The sequence below is a fragment of the Pseudarthrobacter sp. 05T312 genome (assembly GCF_056396685.1).
In genome coordinates this window covers 1-14,367 of sequence record NZ_JBFTLY010000026.1, presented here as the reverse complement: position 1 = coordinate 14,367, position 14,367 = coordinate 1, and the positions used below count along the sequence as shown (strand labels likewise).

Annotated in this window: 11 protein-coding genes, 1 tRNA gene and 1 rRNA gene; 6 read left to right on the top strand and 7 right to left on the bottom strand. The window is 66.4% G+C overall.

Annotated features, from left to right (window positions below; genetic code table 11):
* Positions 1-26: 26 nt before the first annotated feature.
* The 4 genes from AC1DIP_RS21560 to AC1DIP_RS21545 form a co-directional block, all read right to left on the bottom strand.
* Positions 27-2,198, bottom strand: a complete 2,172-nt coding sequence (locus AC1DIP_RS21560) for an elongation factor G-like protein EF-G2 (protein WP_477735039.1) — start codon at positions 2,196-2,198, stop codon at positions 27-29.
* Positions 2,199-2,283: 85 nt separating this feature from the next.
* Positions 2,284-2,709: a ChaB family protein gene (locus tag AC1DIP_RS21555; RefSeq protein WP_477735038.1), complete on the bottom strand. Its 426-nt coding sequence runs from the start codon at positions 2,707-2,709 to the stop codon at positions 2,284-2,286.
* A gap of 68 nt (positions 2,710-2,777) precedes the next feature.
* A tRNA-Thr gene (locus AC1DIP_RS21550) sits at positions 2,778-2,854 on the bottom strand.
* Positions 2,855-3,003: 149 nt separating this feature from the next.
* Positions 3,004-3,891, bottom strand: coding sequence for a thioredoxin domain-containing protein (locus AC1DIP_RS21545; protein WP_476209345.1), 888 nt, complete (start codon positions 3,889-3,891; stop codon positions 3,004-3,006).
* A 179-nt stretch (positions 3,892-4,070) separates the two neighbouring features.
* Here AC1DIP_RS21545 and AC1DIP_RS21540 point away from each other — a divergent pair, with 179 nt between their 5' ends.
* From AC1DIP_RS21540 to AC1DIP_RS21525, 4 genes are all read left to right on the top strand, one after another.
* Positions 4,071-5,573 (top strand): alpha,alpha-trehalose-phosphate synthase (UDP-forming), encoded by a 1,503-nt coding sequence (locus AC1DIP_RS21540; RefSeq protein WP_141158075.1) that lies wholly within the window; start codon positions 4,071-4,073, stop codon positions 5,571-5,573.
* Positions 5,563-6,396, top strand: coding sequence for a trehalose-phosphatase (gene otsB / locus AC1DIP_RS21535; protein WP_477735037.1), 834 nt, complete (start codon positions 5,563-5,565; stop codon positions 6,394-6,396). Before AC1DIP_RS21540 ends, otsB begins: the two co-directional genes overlap by 11 nt.
* Before the next feature lie 217 nt (positions 6,397-6,613).
* Complete coding sequence (locus AC1DIP_RS21530; protein WP_159632896.1) at positions 6,614-7,696, top strand: ABC transporter ATP-binding protein; 1,083 nt, start codon at positions 6,614-6,616, stop codon at positions 7,694-7,696.
* A gap of 148 nt (positions 7,697-7,844) precedes the next feature.
* Positions 7,845-9,263 (top strand): DUF4032 domain-containing protein, encoded by a 1,419-nt coding sequence (locus AC1DIP_RS21525; protein ID WP_141158077.1) that lies wholly within the window; start codon positions 7,845-7,847, stop codon positions 9,261-9,263.
* Positions 9,264-9,266: 3 nt separating this feature from the next.
* Here AC1DIP_RS21525 and AC1DIP_RS21520 read toward each other — a convergent pair whose 3' ends face one another.
* Positions 9,267-10,637, bottom strand: coding sequence for an FAD-binding oxidoreductase (locus AC1DIP_RS21520; protein WP_477735036.1), 1,371 nt, complete (start codon positions 10,635-10,637; stop codon positions 9,267-9,269).
* Between the two features lie 189 nt (positions 10,638-10,826).
* Between AC1DIP_RS21520 and AC1DIP_RS21515 the strand changes: the two genes are divergently transcribed.
* Both AC1DIP_RS21515 and AC1DIP_RS21510 read left to right on the top strand, forming a co-directional pair.
* On the top strand, positions 10,827-12,560 hold the full coding sequence (locus AC1DIP_RS21515; RefSeq protein WP_477735035.1) for a glycoside hydrolase family 13 protein: 1,734 nt from the start codon (positions 10,827-10,829) through the stop codon (positions 12,558-12,560).
* Between the two features lie 2 nt (positions 12,561-12,562).
* Positions 12,563-13,618 carry a substrate-binding domain-containing protein gene (locus AC1DIP_RS21510; RefSeq protein WP_476209337.1) on the top strand — a complete coding sequence of 352 codons (1,056 nt, stop codon included), beginning with the start codon at positions 12,563-12,565 and terminating at the stop codon, positions 13,616-13,618.
* Here AC1DIP_RS21510 and AC1DIP_RS21505 read toward each other — a convergent pair.
* Together AC1DIP_RS21505 and rrf are read right to left on the bottom strand one after the other, a co-directional pair.
* Positions 13,615-14,142: an SRPBCC family protein gene (locus AC1DIP_RS21505; protein ID WP_477735034.1), complete on the bottom strand. Its 528-nt coding sequence runs from the start codon at positions 14,140-14,142 to the stop codon at positions 13,615-13,617. The genes AC1DIP_RS21510 and AC1DIP_RS21505 overlap by 4 nt on opposite strands.
* A gap of 105 nt (positions 14,143-14,247) precedes the next feature.
* Positions 14,248-14,364: ribosomal RNA gene (gene rrf, locus AC1DIP_RS21500) — 5S ribosomal RNA — on the bottom strand.
* Positions 14,365-14,367: the final 3 nt, after the last annotated feature.

Here is a 14,367-nt window from a genome sequence, read left to right as displayed (position 1 = left end):
GTTCCTTCGGGCTGTTCCGGGCCGGATCAGGACGGGCTGAAATTTGGGGGGACGGGATCGTGGCGCAGGTACTGCCGCCGGAACCGGCCGGTGCCTGCCGTCAGGGCCCGCAGTTCCACCGCGTAGCGCAGGAGTTCCTGGTCGGGGACCTCAGCGCTGATCTCCGTCAGTCCTTCGCCTGATGAGGTGGTGCCCGTGAGGCGGCCCCGCCGGCCGGACAAGTCGCTCATCACGGTGCCCACGTGTTCGTCGGCAACGGTGATGGTCACGGAGGACACCGGTTCGAGCAGCTGGACCTTCCCGGCGGCTGCCGCTTCGCGCAGTGCCAGGGCCCCTGCCGCCTGGAACGCCGCATCGGAGGAGTCCACGCTGTGGGCCTTGCCGCCGGTCAGGGTCACGCGCAGGTCCACCACGGGAAAACCTGCAGACACCCCCCGTTCCATCTGCGCCCGGACCCCTTTTTCGATGGACGGAATGAACGTTCCCGGGATGACGCCGCCCACGGTCTTGTCCACGAACTCGAACCCGCCACCGCGTTCCAGCGGTTCCACGTCGATGTCGCACACGGCGTACTGGCCATGGCCGCCGGACTGCTTGACGTGGCGTCCGTGGCCGGAGGTGGGGGCAGCGAAGGTTTCCCGCAGCGGTGTCACCACCTCAACGGTATGCAGTTTCACCCCCTGCTCGCGCAGCCGGTCCAGGACCACCTCGGCGTGCGCCTCCCCCATGCACCACAGCACCAGCTGGTGGGTCTCCGCGTTCCGGTCCACCCGCAGGGTGGGATCCCCGGCGGCGATCCGGCCCAGGCTGCGGGCCAGCGCATCCTCGTCGCTGCGGGAATCAGCTTCCACGGCAACCGGCAGCAGCGGTTCGGGCATCTCCCAGGTGGCCAGCAGCAGCGGGCTTTCCCGGGCGGAAATGGTGTCCCCGGTTTCAGCGCTGCCCAGCTTCGCCAGGGCGCACATGTCACCTGCCACGGAGAAGGGAACAGGCCGCAGGCTGGCACCCAGCGGGGAGTAGACGTGGGTGACCCGTTCATCGGTGTCGTGGTCCTGGTGCCCGCGGTCAGCCAGGCCGTGTCCGCCCACGTGGACAGGAGTGTCTTCCCGCAGCGTCCCGGAGAAAACCCGCACCAGGCAGATGCGGCCCAGGAAGGGATCGTTTGAGGTCCGCACTACTTCAGCGGCGAGCGGCCCATCGGGATCGCAGGACAGTCTTCCACCCGGTTCCCCCGCGAGGTCGGTCGTGTCCGGCAGTTTGCCTTCCAATGGTGCCGGGAAGGCGCGCACCAGGACGTCGAGCAGTTCCGCCGTGCCGAGTCCCGTGACGGCGGACGTTGGCAGGACGGGAAAGAACGAGCCCCGGGCGACGGCGGTTTCCAGGTCGTCCGCCAGCACCCCTGTATCGATGTCCTCCCCTTCCAGGTAGCGGTCCATCAGCGTTTCGTCTTCGCTCTCGGCGATGATGCCCTCGATCAGGGCGCCCCTTGCGGTCCCGGCGGCGGCGAGTTCCTCCGGGGCGGCTGGACGGACCTCCGGCGCGGGATCTCCGGAGGAGTAGTCAGTCACCTCCTGGGACAGCAGGCCGAGGAGGCCGGCTGCCCCGCCTTCGGCCGGCACCGGAACGTACAGCGGGAGCACGCCGTCGCCGAACGCTTTCTGGCAGGCGGCAAGGGCGCCGTCGTAATCCGCCCGCGGGTGGTCCACCCTGGTGATGACGACGGCGCGTGGCAGGCCCATGTGCGCGCACTCGCCCCACAGCGCCGTGGTGGTGGCATCAATGCCGTCCACGGCCGAGACCACGAACAGGGCGGCGTCCGAAGCCCTCAGTCCTGCCCGGAGTTCCCCGATGAAATCGGGGTATCCGGGGGTGTCCAGGAGGTTCACTTTGACGTCGCCAACCAGCAACGGGACCAAAGACAGCGTGACCGAGCGTTGCTGGTGCACTGCGGCCGGATCCGAGTCGCTGACCGTGGAGCCGTCAGCGATGGAGCCCTTGCGGGTAATCACCCCGTTGGCTGCCAGCAGCGCCTCGATCAGCAAGGTCTTCCCGGCGCCGGAGTGCCCCACCAGTGCCACGTTCCGAATCCGGGCCGGGTCCTCCGCCGCGATCCCGGTGGCCTGGTCGGCCCGCTTTGCGTCAGGCCCGTTCCTGCCGCCTGCACCCCGTGCCGACTCCTTGGTGCTCTTCACCGACATTGGAACCTCCTGGCATCGTTGCCGGCCGGACCGGACGTGTCATCTGATTCGACACCTTGGGACGGCGGGACGGCAAGAGCCCAGGCTATTTGCTGCGAGCTTTGCGGGTGGCTGCGTCGTTGGCCTTCTGGAGGGCGTGGACCAGTTGGTCCTTGTCCATCTTCGAGCGGCCCTTGACGTCCATTTCCCTGGCCAGCTTGTAGAGGTGTTCCTTGGACGCATTGGCGTCGACGCCGCCGGCAGTGGGCTCGGAGGACCGGATACCCTGCTCCGCGTGCTTGTCAGACGGACCGCGCTTTTCCTTGGGCTCCCAATGGTCGCCCACCTTCTCATAGCTGTGCTTCAGTGAGGCGTAGGCTGCGCGGGCGGCACGCTCTTCGTCGTTGTCATAGGACTCAAGTGCAGAGTCATAGGTCTTCGCGAACGTGTCCTGGGCTTTTTGCCCGGAACGCTGCAGTGTGGACGGCAGTTCGTCCTTGCGGGCATGGTCATTCTTGCCGGTCTTGGGCATGGCACCCATCCTCCTTTAGTCAGCAGGCTGATTATTCGGATGGATCCAGCTTAGACCCGGAGGTGGCGTGGAGCCCCCTGTCGGATTCGAACCGACGACCCCCGCTTTACAAGAGCGGTGCTCTGGCCAACTGAGCTAAGGAGGCGTGCCCCAGAAGGGCGTGCGCCCGCAGGCGCTAGATAAGGTTAGCCCAACTCCCGCCGGGGGTAAAAACGCCCGCGGAACCGGCGGCGGACGCGCAAGGGCCCGCCCCGGAGCAGATCCGGAGCGGGCCCTTGCCCGGGCTGTTTCGCGTTAGCCCTTGGCCGTGATGGCTGCCTGCAGGAAGTCCGGGAACGGCGTCTGGGCGCTGTCGCCCTTGCCCCACTGCTTTCCGTCCACGAACACGGTGGGCGTACCGGTCACGCCGATCGCCGCCGCTTCCTTGGTGGTGAACTTCACGAACGGGCGGTACGTCTTGTCATCCACGCAGGAGTCGATGTTCACGCCCAGGTCGGAGGCCATCTTCTTTAGGTCGTTGTCCGACAGGCCTGCACTGCCCTCCGCGGGCTGCTTGGCAAACAGTGCGTTGAAGAAGTCGGAGTACTTCTCCGGGGACTCGTTGGCCACGCAGGCCGCAGCGTTGGCGGCCCGGGACGAGTAGTTGGTGGTGGACCGGCTGTCCAGGAACCCGAGTGCGCGGTATTCAACGGTGATCTTGCCGTCATTGCGCAGCGAGGTCAGCTGGTCGTTGTACTGGGCCTCGAAGTTCTTGCAGACCGGGCAGATGAAGTCGATGTAGAGGACAACCTTCACCGGCTTGCCGGCCTCAGCTTCGGCGCCCGGGGCCACTACCTCCGCCGGCGGGGTCTTGGGGGCATCCCCCAGGGAGGCCGCGTCGACGGTAGCCGGTTCGGTCTTGGCCACGTCGGTGTTGGCCAGCAGGGTCACGCCGCCGTGGGCGTTGGCGTTGGCGGGGACCGGCCCTTGGTCGGCTACCGGCGCGTTCTGCTTGAGGCTGTTGGTGACCACCAGTGCCACCACCACCAGGATGGCCACGACCGCCGCCACGATGCCCCAGCCAATGAGGAGCTTGTTGCGCTTGTCCTTCTTTACCTGCGCTTCGCGGATCAGGCGCGCCTTTTCCCGCGCCTCCGCGGTTCGCTCAGCCTTGGACTTACGTACTTCGTTTGCGGGGCTCATGAGTTCCTTGGGTCGGTCGACGTAGGGGGACCACTTGGTGGCACCCCAAACATTTTAGGGGAAGAAGCTGAGAGCTTGCGGTTTCAACCATTCTTCCGGGTTGACCAACGGACGAATAGCCCCGATGATTCCGTCCGGCTAGGGTGGCTTAGAGGCACAAGCAACCCCAGGGGGCCGCAATGCAAACACCCGTCCAGGAAAAACCAGCCGGAACAGCTACGGCCGGCAGTTCCGGTTCCGGCCACGCCGGCCATACCAAATACGACTTCATGGTGGTCTCCAACAGGCTGCCCGTGGACCGGGTGGCCCCGGGGGATGACAGCGACGACGGCTCAGGCTGGCGCCGGTCTCCCGGAGGACTGGTGACCGCCCTTGCCCCGATGATGACCAAGACGGACGGCGCCTGGGTCGGCTGGCACGGAGCCCCTGACGAAACGGTCGAGCCCTTCAGCCATGGCGGCATGGACCTCGTTCCAGTACAGCTCAGCACCGATGACGTGGAGCTGTACTACGAAGGGTTCTCCAACGCCAGCCTTTGGCCGCTGTACCACGACGTCATCGCCCCGCCGGAGTTCCACCGCACCTGGTGGGACGCCTACCGTCGGGTTAACCGCAGGTTCGCCGACGCCGTGGTGCGCCATGCGGACCAGGGCGCCACCGTGTGGGTGCAGGACTACCAGCTCCAGCTGGTGCCCCGGTTGCTCCGTGAAGCACGGCCGGACCTGCGGATCGGCTTCTTCAACCACATCCCGTTCCCGCCGCCGGAAATCTTCGCCCAGCTTCCCTGGCGCCAGGCCATCATCGACGGGTTGCTGGGCGCGGACCTGGTGGGCTTCCAGCGGCCCAGCGACGCGGGAAACTTCATGCGCTCCGCCCGCCGCTTCCTCGGCGCCAGCGTCAAGCAGCAGCAGGTGCACGTCAAGGACCACAACGGCCAGTTGACCCACATCGCCCGGGCCCAGGCCTTCCCCATCTCCATCGACGTCAAGCAGATCACCGAGCTCGCCGCCCGGCCGGACATCATCGAACGCGCCCGCCAGATCCGCCAGGACCTTGGCAACCCCAAGACCATCCTGCTCGGAGTGGACCGGCTGGATTACACCAAGGGCATCCGCCACCGGTTGAAGGCCTTCGAGGAGCTCCTGGCGGACGGCCGGCTCACGGTGGGCGATGCAACCCTCATCCAGGTCGCCTCCCCCAGCCGGGAGCGGGTGGAGCAGTACCGGCTCCTGCGCGAGGAAGTGGAAGGCACCGTTGGACACATCAACGGCACCTACGACACCCTCGAAAACACCGCCGTGCGCTATCTGCACCACAGCTACCCCGTGGAGGAGATGGTGGCGTTGTACCTGGCCGCGGACGTCATGCTGGTCACCGCCCTGCGGGACGGAATGAACCTCGTGGCCAAGGAATATGTCACCGCGCGCAACAACAACGACGGCGCCCTGGTCCTGAGCGAGTTCGCCGGGGCGGCCGACCAGCTGAAGCAGGCATTGCTGATCAACCCGCACGACATTGCCGGCCTCAAGAACACCATCATGGCCGCCGTGGAGCTCACCCCGAGGGAAGCCTCACGCCGCATGCGGGCCATGCGCAAACAGATCCTGGACCACGACGTGGACCACTGGTCAGCGGACTTCCTGCGCGCCCTGAACGAGAAAGTGGTCCGCGATGACTCCTGAGCGTCCCGGCAAGGCGCCTTTGGCGCTCACCCCCGAACTCCGCGAAGCCCTGCGACGGATCGCCGGCACGGAGCACCTGCTCGTGGCCATGGATTTCGACGGCACCATGGCACCCATCGTGGATCGGGCGCAGGACGCACGACCGCTTCCCCGGTCGGCCGCCGCGTTCGCGGGCCTCGCCGTGCTTCCACGGACGACGACGGCCCTCATCTCCGGGCGCGCCCTTGCCAGCCTGCGGAAGGTCGCCTCCCCGCCGGTGGACACCCTGCTGATCGGCAGCCACGGCGCCGAAGCGTGGCTGGGGCCGGGCTCCACCGAACTGGCCCTGGAGGAAGACCAGAAGGCGCTCCTGGAAGAGATCCGGGCCGAACTGGCCGGCATCGTCGCAGAGGCACCCGGCACCTCCCTGGAGGACAAGCCGGCCGGCGTCGTCCTGCATACCCGGCAGGCGGAGGACGATGTCGCCGAGGACGCCGTGGCGGCAGCACGGTCGGTGCTCCAGGACCGCAAAGGTGTCTTCCTGAAGGAAGGCAAACGCGTCCTGGAGACTTCGGTGGTCCATGCCTCCAAGGGCGAGGGAGTCACCTTCCTGCGGCAGGCCAGCGGCGCAACCGCAGTGCTGTTCGCCGGTGACGACGTCACGGACGAGGACGCCTTTGGCCGGCTTGAGCCGGGAGACGTTGGGGTCAAGGTAGGCCTTGATTTCACCCAGGCCCAGTACCGTGTCGAGGCACCCGTCCACATTGCGGAACTGCTAGAGGCCCTACTCCAAGAGCGGAGCATTGCCGTGGCCGAAGAGGATCCGCAGGCCGCGTCCGGTTAAGGGGTGATAGGCGGCGGATGTGACGTTTGTAACATTTTCGCCAGGAAGCGCAACGTCTGGCATACTTTGTGTGTGATGTGGCGCACAACCAGCGTGCGGCGTCATTTTGTGCTCCGGGCTTAGGCTCGGAGCACTGTGCAGGAACAAAACTGAATAAACATGAACCATTCACAACGGATCGTCCGGCACGTACCTGCCGGTGAAGGGATTGATAACTGTGGCTACAGTTACTTTTGACAACGCTACGCGCCTGTACCCGGGCACAGATAAGCCCGCCGTCGATAAGCTCAACATCGACATCGCCGATGGCGAATTCCTGGTCCTCGTGGGACCCTCCGGTTGCGGTAAGTCCACCTCCCTGCGCATGCTGGCGGGCCTCGAGGACGTCAACGCGGGCCGGATCCTGATCGGTGACCGCGACGTCACCGACGTTCCGCCGAAGGACCGCGACATCGCGATGGTTTTCCAGAACTACGCGCTGTACCCGCACATGACTGTGGCCGACAACATGGGCTTCGCCCTGAAGATCGCCGGCGTCTCCAAGGAAGAGCGCGCCGAGCGTGTCCGTGAAGCCGCCAAACTGCTTGACCTTGAGCAGTACCTGGACCGCAAGCCGAAGGCACTCTCCGGCGGCCAGCGCCAGCGTGTTGCCATGGGCCGCGCAATCGTCCGTAACCCGCAGGTCTTCCTCATGGATGAGCCGCTGTCCAACCTGGACGCCAAGCTCCGCGTGCAGACCCGTACGCAGATCGCGTCACTGACCCGCCGCCTCGGCGTCACCACCGTCTACGTGACGCACGACCAGGTTGAGGCCATGACCATGGGCGACCGCGTCGCCGTGCTGAAGGACGGCCTGCTGCAGCAGGTTGACACCCCGCGCAACCTCTACGACCGCCCGAAGAACGTCTTCGTGGCCGGCTTCATCGGCTCCCCCGCCATGAACCTGCTCGAGCTTCCCGTGGTCGACGGCGGTGTCCAGTTCGGCGGCACCGTCTACCCCGTGCCGCGCGACGTCCTCGAAGAGGCACACGGCTCCACGGTCACGCTGGGAAGCCGTCCGGAAGACCTGGAAACCGCGCCGCAGGGCGAAGGCCTGAAGGTGGAGGTGGACGTGGTCGAAGAACTCGGCGCCGACGCCTACGTCTACGGCCACACCAACCTTGACGGCAAGGACCACGACATCGTGGCCCGCGTCGACGGCCGCCGTCCTCCGATGAAGGGCGAGGTCATCTACGTCCGTCCGCAGTCGGGCCACGTGCACCTGTTCGACACCAAGACCGGCCTGCGCCTCGGCGACTAACGCCATTGCAGGTTGGGCCGGCCGAAACGCCGGACCCAACCACCCGCATGACCGACGGCGGCCCTCCTCACTGGCGGGCCGCCGTCGGCCTTTAACAACGCCTGCGCGAAATTTAGCCGCCCTGCCCCAAGTACGGAAGAATTGACCCATGACCGAGGAATACAGCGCCCAGTGGCACGACGAACCCACCGACTACGCGCAGATCGGTAAACTGCCGCGGTTCGTGGCGGCCAGTGCCGATGACAACAAAGCGGCCTCGGTAGCGTCGTCCCTGAACATCACCGCCGCGGCAGCGGATCCGGAACTGCTGGACCTGCCCTGGCATATCGCCCTCGAGGAGTGGCCAGCGCAGTACCTGGCGGCCCTCCCCCGCGGCATCTCGCGTCACATTGTGCGCTTTGCCCACCTGGGCGGCTCTGTCATCGCCATCAAGGAAACCTCCGAGCACGTGGCCCGCCACGAGTACCACATGCTCCGCAAGCTGGCCCGTTTCGATGTGCCCTGTGTGGAACCGGTCGCGGTGATCACCGGGCGGACCACCCCCGACGGGCGCCCGCTCAACCCCGTCCTCGTGACCCGGCACCTGAAGTTCTCCATGCCGTACCGCGCGCTGTTCTCCCAGATGCTGCGCAAGGACACCCTGACGCGCCTCATCGATGCCCAGGCGCTGCTGCTGGTGAGGCTGCACTTGATCGGCTTCTACTGGGGTGACGTGTCGCTGTCCAATACCCTCTTCCGCCGCGACGCCGGAGCCTTTGCCGCCTACCTGGTGGACGCCGAAACGGGCGAGCTGTACCCGGACCTGTCCACCGGCCAGCGCGAATACGACCTGGAAATCGCCAGGGTCAACATCGCCGGCGAACTGATGGACCTGCTGGACGGCGGCCTCATCGAGGAGAAGGTGGACCCCGTCGCCACCAGCGAGCTGATCATGGACAGCTACCGGCGGCTGTGGGCTGAACTGACGGAGAAGGAATCCTTTGAGCTGGGCGAACGCTGGCGGGTGGGCGCCCGCATCCGGCGCCTGAACGAACTCGGCTTCGACGTGGAGGAATATGCCATCAAGACCACCCAGAACGGCTCCACCATCCAGCTGCAGCCCAAGGTGGTGGACGCGGGGCACCACCAGCGGCGGCTGCTCCGGCTGACCGGCCTGGATGCGCAGGAGAACCAGGCCCGCCGCCTCCTCAATGACATGGACTCGTTCCGGGCGGACAACAACCCTGAGATGGACGAGGAATACAGCGCGCACCTTTGGGTCAGCCAGATCTTCGAGCCGATCGTGCGTTCCATCCCCCGGGACCTGTCCGGCAAGCTCGAGCACGCCGAGGTGGTCCACGAGGTCCTGGAGCACCGGTGGTACATGTCCGAGAAGCAGGAACGCCACATCCCGCTGGCAGAGGCCGTGCAGTCCTACATCGACTCGATCCTGCGGCACCGGCGCGACGAGGCAGCGATCATGCTCAACCCGGACACCGAATTGCTGAAGATCCTTGAGGTGGAGAACGAGGAGTCGCGCTATGGTGCCGATGAATCCGATGACGAATACCCGGATTCGGACGACTGACTCCTAGATGGCCTTTCCGGGGTTGAGGACTCCGGCAGGATCGAACAGGTCCTTGATCCTGCGCTGGAGTTCCCGGACCGGCTCCGGTTGCTCCTGGCCCAGCCAGCGCAGCTTGTACTGGCCTACGCCGTGCTCTCCCGTGATGGTTCCGCCCATGGCCAGGGCCACGGTGATGGACTCGTCCAGGGCCACCTGGAGCCGCTCCATGGCGCCGGCTTCCACGTCCTGGCCCTGCCTGTCGATCCAGAACGTGGGGTGCAGGTTGCCGTCCCCGGCGTGTGCCACCACCTTAAGGTGCACCTGCTGGGCGGCGGCCATGGCCTCGAGCTCCGCAACGTAGTCCACCAGGCGGGAGCGGGGAACAGCGACGTCCTCGCCCACCCGGTACTCGTCGTCCACCTCCGTGCCGCGACTGTGCCGCCGCAGCTCCACCAGCCGCTCCGCTTCGGCGCTGGCCTCCGTGGTGACCGTGGCCCCGCCGTCGCGCAGGACCTGCCGCACCACCTCCGCTTCGGCGGCAGCCCCAAACCCGTCGGTCTGGACCAGCAGCAGCGATTTCCCGCGGGCAGCGAGGTCGGACCCGTGGATGTCGTCGAGCTGGGCCAGCGTACCGCCGTCGAGCAGCTCCATGATGGCGGGCTGGACGCGGGCCCTTCCCACCGCCAAGACGCCGGCAGCGGCAAGCCTGAAGTCCGGGTAGAAGGCCGCGACGGTGTGCACTTCCCGGGGCAGGTACTTCAGCCGCACCGTGATTCCGACGACGATCCCCAGTGTGCCTTCGGATCCCACGAAGAGTCCGGTGAGGTCGTAGCCGGCCACGCCTTTGAAGGTCTGGTGGCCGGTGTGGATGAGAGAGCCGTCCGCCAGGACGACGTCCAGCGCCAGGACAGAGTCCCTGGTGACCCCGTACTTGGCACACCGCAGGCCGCCGGCATTGGTGGCCACATTGCCGCCGATTGTGGAGCTCCGGAAACTGGCAGGGTCCGGCGCGTACATGAGGCCGTGCTCCGCGGCGGCCTCGTTGAGCACGGCGTTCACGACGCCGGGCTCCACCACAGCTGTTTCGTCGTCCGGGTTCAGGGCGAGGATCCGGTCCATCCGCTCCAGGGAGAGGACAATGCAGTTGGCGGTGGCGTGGGCACCGCCGGAGACGCCCGTGCCGGCTCCCCGGGGCACGATCGCCACGCCACTGTCCGCGCAGGCCTTCACTACCGCCTGCACGTCGGCCACCGATTCGGGGAACACCACGGCCAGCGGAAGCTGGAAGTCGATCACTGGCGCCTGGTCCACCGCGTACCGGCGGAGCGGGACCTCGCCCGTGACCACCTGGCCAGGTGCCAGGATGGCTTCCAGCTCGTCAACGATGCTTCCCACAAAGCCTCCATCCGTCGTCGGACATACCTTCCCAGTCTAGGTGCGCAGCAGGCGGAACCCGGGAGTTCTCTTCTCTGTAATCGCTTCCAGTTCCACCCCTGCCGCTGGGCCGCATCCCGGAATTAAGGTTCGGAAACATTTATGGAAGCGTTTTCATTAAATTGGCGCTTCGCCGTTATGCTGGCTTGCATGTCTGTCGAAACTGTGACCCAGGACACTTCCACCTCAGCGGGTCCCCTGACGCTCATCCACCCTGCTGACACCATCCCTGGCTGGTGGCGCTCCGCGGTGATCTACCAGGTGTATCCCCGGTCATTCCGTGACCTTAACGGCGACGGCATTGGCGATCTCGCGGGGATCACCGAAGAACTGCCGCAGCTGGCAGACCTGGGCGTCGACGCCGTGTGGCTGTCTCCCTTTTTCAAGTCCCCGCAGCGGGATGCCGGCTACGACGTCAGCGACTACTGCGACGTGGATCCCATCTTCGGCACGCTCGGCGACTTCGACGTCATGATGGCCGAATCCCACCGCCTGGGCCTGCGGGTGATCGTGGACCTGGTCCCCAACCACTGCTCCGCCCAGCATCCCGCGTTCCAGGCGGCCCTTGCAGCGCCTGCCGGAAGCCCGGAGCGGAACATGTTCATCTTCCGTGACGGGACCGGTTCCGACGGGCAGGAACCGCCGAACAACTGGCAGTCCCACTTCGGCGGACCTGCATGGACGCAGGTGGAAGGGCAGAGTGGCCAGCCTGGTCAGTGGTACCTGCACCTCTTCGACTCCTCGCAGCCGGATTTCAACTGGGACAACCCGGCCGTCCACGCAGAGTTCGAGCGGGTGCTCCGGTTCTGGCTGGACCGCGGCGTTTCCGGCTTCCGGGTGGACGTGGCCCACGCTCTGGTCAAGGCTCCGGGACTGCCGGGCTGGGGCGGACGCGCGGACGGCGGCAGCAGCGACGGCTATCCAGGCCACGAGGCGCCCATGTTCGGCCAACCCGGCGTCCATGACATCTACCGGAAGTGGCGGTTGCTCCTGGACGAATACGGACCCGACCGCATTCTCTGTGCCGAGGCCAGCGTGGACCTCCACCGGCTTGCCCAGTGGGTCCGGCCGGATGAAATGCACCAGGCCTTCAATTTCCCCTATCTCCACGCAGGCCTGGACGTTTACCGGCTCCGCTCGGTCATCACCGACTCATTGACCGTCCTTGACGGCGTGGGCGCCCCCAGCACCTGGGTACTTTCGAACCATGACGTGGTCCGCCACGCGAGCCGGTTTGGCTACAACGGGCTGGGTCCGCGGGACGGGGACGGCATAGGCCCGGCAGACCACCAGCCGGACCATGACCTTGGCCGCCGCCGCGCGGCCGCTGCCTCGATGTTCATGCTGGGGCTGCCCGGTGCAGCCTATCTTTACCAGGGCGAGGAACTGGGGCTGCCTGACGGAATCGAGATTCCGGACCATCTCCGCCAAGACCCCACGTTCGCCCGCACCGGCGGGCAGCGGCTTGGCCGCGACGGCTGCCGGGTTCCCCTGCCGTGGCGCGGCGAGGACCCGCACCTGGGATTCGGCTCGGGAAGCGATCCCTGGCTGCCCATCCCTGCCTCCTTCAAAGCACTGGCGAGGGACCTGCAGGCGGAATCGCCGGCGTCGCACCTCTCCCTGTACCGCGACGCACTGGCCTGCCGGCGTGGACTGGACCTGGGCCGCGGGTCGTTGTCATGGGCAGAGGACCGGTGCACCGGTTCCTCCCTGGGCTACGTGAACGGCACTACGCTGGTGCTTATGAACCTGAACCACGAGCCGCTGGAAATGCCGGCAGGCAACGTCCTCATTCGCAGCCTGCCCGCGGGCGCGGGCCACGCCCTTGCCTCCGGTGAGACCGCGTGGATTCAGCTTGGACCGGACGCCGCAGCAGCTTTCTGACGATGGCAGGCATCAAAGAAGTTGCCAGCCGGGCAGGCCTGTCCGTTGCCACGGTCTCGCGGGCATTGAGCGGCAAGTCCAACGTCTCTTCCAGGAGCCGCCGGCTGGCCCAGGAAGCCGCCCGGGAGCTCGGATTCGTCCCCTCCTACCATGCGTCGAGCCTCGCGTCCGGGCGGAACCACAACATCGGCCTGGTGGTGCCCAACGTCCAGCGCTGGTACTTCTCATCGGTACTGGAAGGGGTCTCCGAAACCCTGCTCGATGCCGGCTACGACCTGACGCTGTACAACGTGGGCGAGCAGCCGGAGAGGCGCAACAGCATCCTGACGGACTTCCTGCTGCGGAAGCGCCTGGACGCGGTAATCGCCGTGGCACTGGTGCTCAGCGAGGAGGAAATCGGCCAACTGCTGGCCGTGCACCGTCCGATTGTGGGCATCGGTGGTGCCCTGCGCGGAGCATCCACCATCCGGATTGATGACAAGGGCCTGGCCATGATGGCCACCCGCCACCTGATTGGCCTGGGGCATACCCGGGTTGCGCACATCACCGGGGACGCCGGGCTGACCAGGGACTTCAGGCTGCCCCAGCTTCGGCAGGAGGGCTTCACCGCGGCCCTGGCAGGAGCGGGACTGGAATTCCGGCAGGAGTGGCATGCAACTGCCGACTTCACCATCCAGGGCGCCTACGCAGCAGGCCGCCGGCTCCTGGGGACGTCCGCCGAGCGTCCTACTGCCGTTTTTGCAGCGTCCGACGAAATGGCGGTGGGCATCATGCTCGCCGCGCGCGACTTTGGGCTTCGGGTCCCGGAAGATCTCTCCGTAGTGGGCATTGACGGGCACGAGCTGGCCGAAACGTTCGGCCTGACCACCGTCAGCCAGGATCCCCGCGGACAGGGAAGGCTTGCGGCAGCCACGGCCTTGGCGCTGCTGGAAGGGGCCGGCGGGGATTCCGACGGCGGCCCGGCAGCTACGGCAGCCCAGGACCAGGAATACCCCACGGAATTCGTGATCCGCCACAGCACCGCGGTACCGCCGGACCTTGCGGGACGGCAGGCCTAGGGCTGGTTTTCGGGCGCAGCGCCATCTTCTGATGCGGCGGCACCCATGAACCGTGCGAACCTCTCCAGGATCAGCGGCCAGGCGTCCACGTATTCCCCACGGACGGCAGCAGGGTCCTCGGCGCCTTCCCACCCTTCATGGAATACCCGGACCTCCGTTCCCGAGTCGACGGCCCGGAACACCACCAGCAGCTCGGTGGACCACAGCGCCGTGGTCCCGGGGTGCCAGGTGGCGTGGAAGGACAGCGGCGGCTGCCAGTCGTCCAGCGTTCCCCAGATGCTGGTACGGCCATCGTCAGCCGTCTCCAGGATGAGGTTCTCCTCGAATTCAACATAGGAACCTGCCCCGTAGACACCGTGCTTTTCCAGAGGCCACCACAAGTGCGCGTGGTCGGTGAAGCCGGCGAATGCGCGGGCCACAGGACCCGGGACCAGGACGGTGTTCACTACTGGCTCCAAGGGATCCGAAGCCTGCCGGCTCTCGTCTTGGGAGGGGTCCTGGGCGTGGCTGAAGATACTGCTCATGAGGGTCAATCCTACCCGCGGGTGCTTGGCGGTCCTTCGGTGTGGGGGAGGCTTTAAATGTCGAAGGGCCCTGACGTTCCTTGTCAGGGCCCTTCTGTAATGATGTTCCGGCGGTGACCTACTCTCCCACACCCTCCCGGGTGCAGTACCATCGGCGCTGTGGGTCTTAGCTTCCGGGTTCGGAATGGGACCGGGCGTTTCCCCCACGCTATGACCGCCGTAACC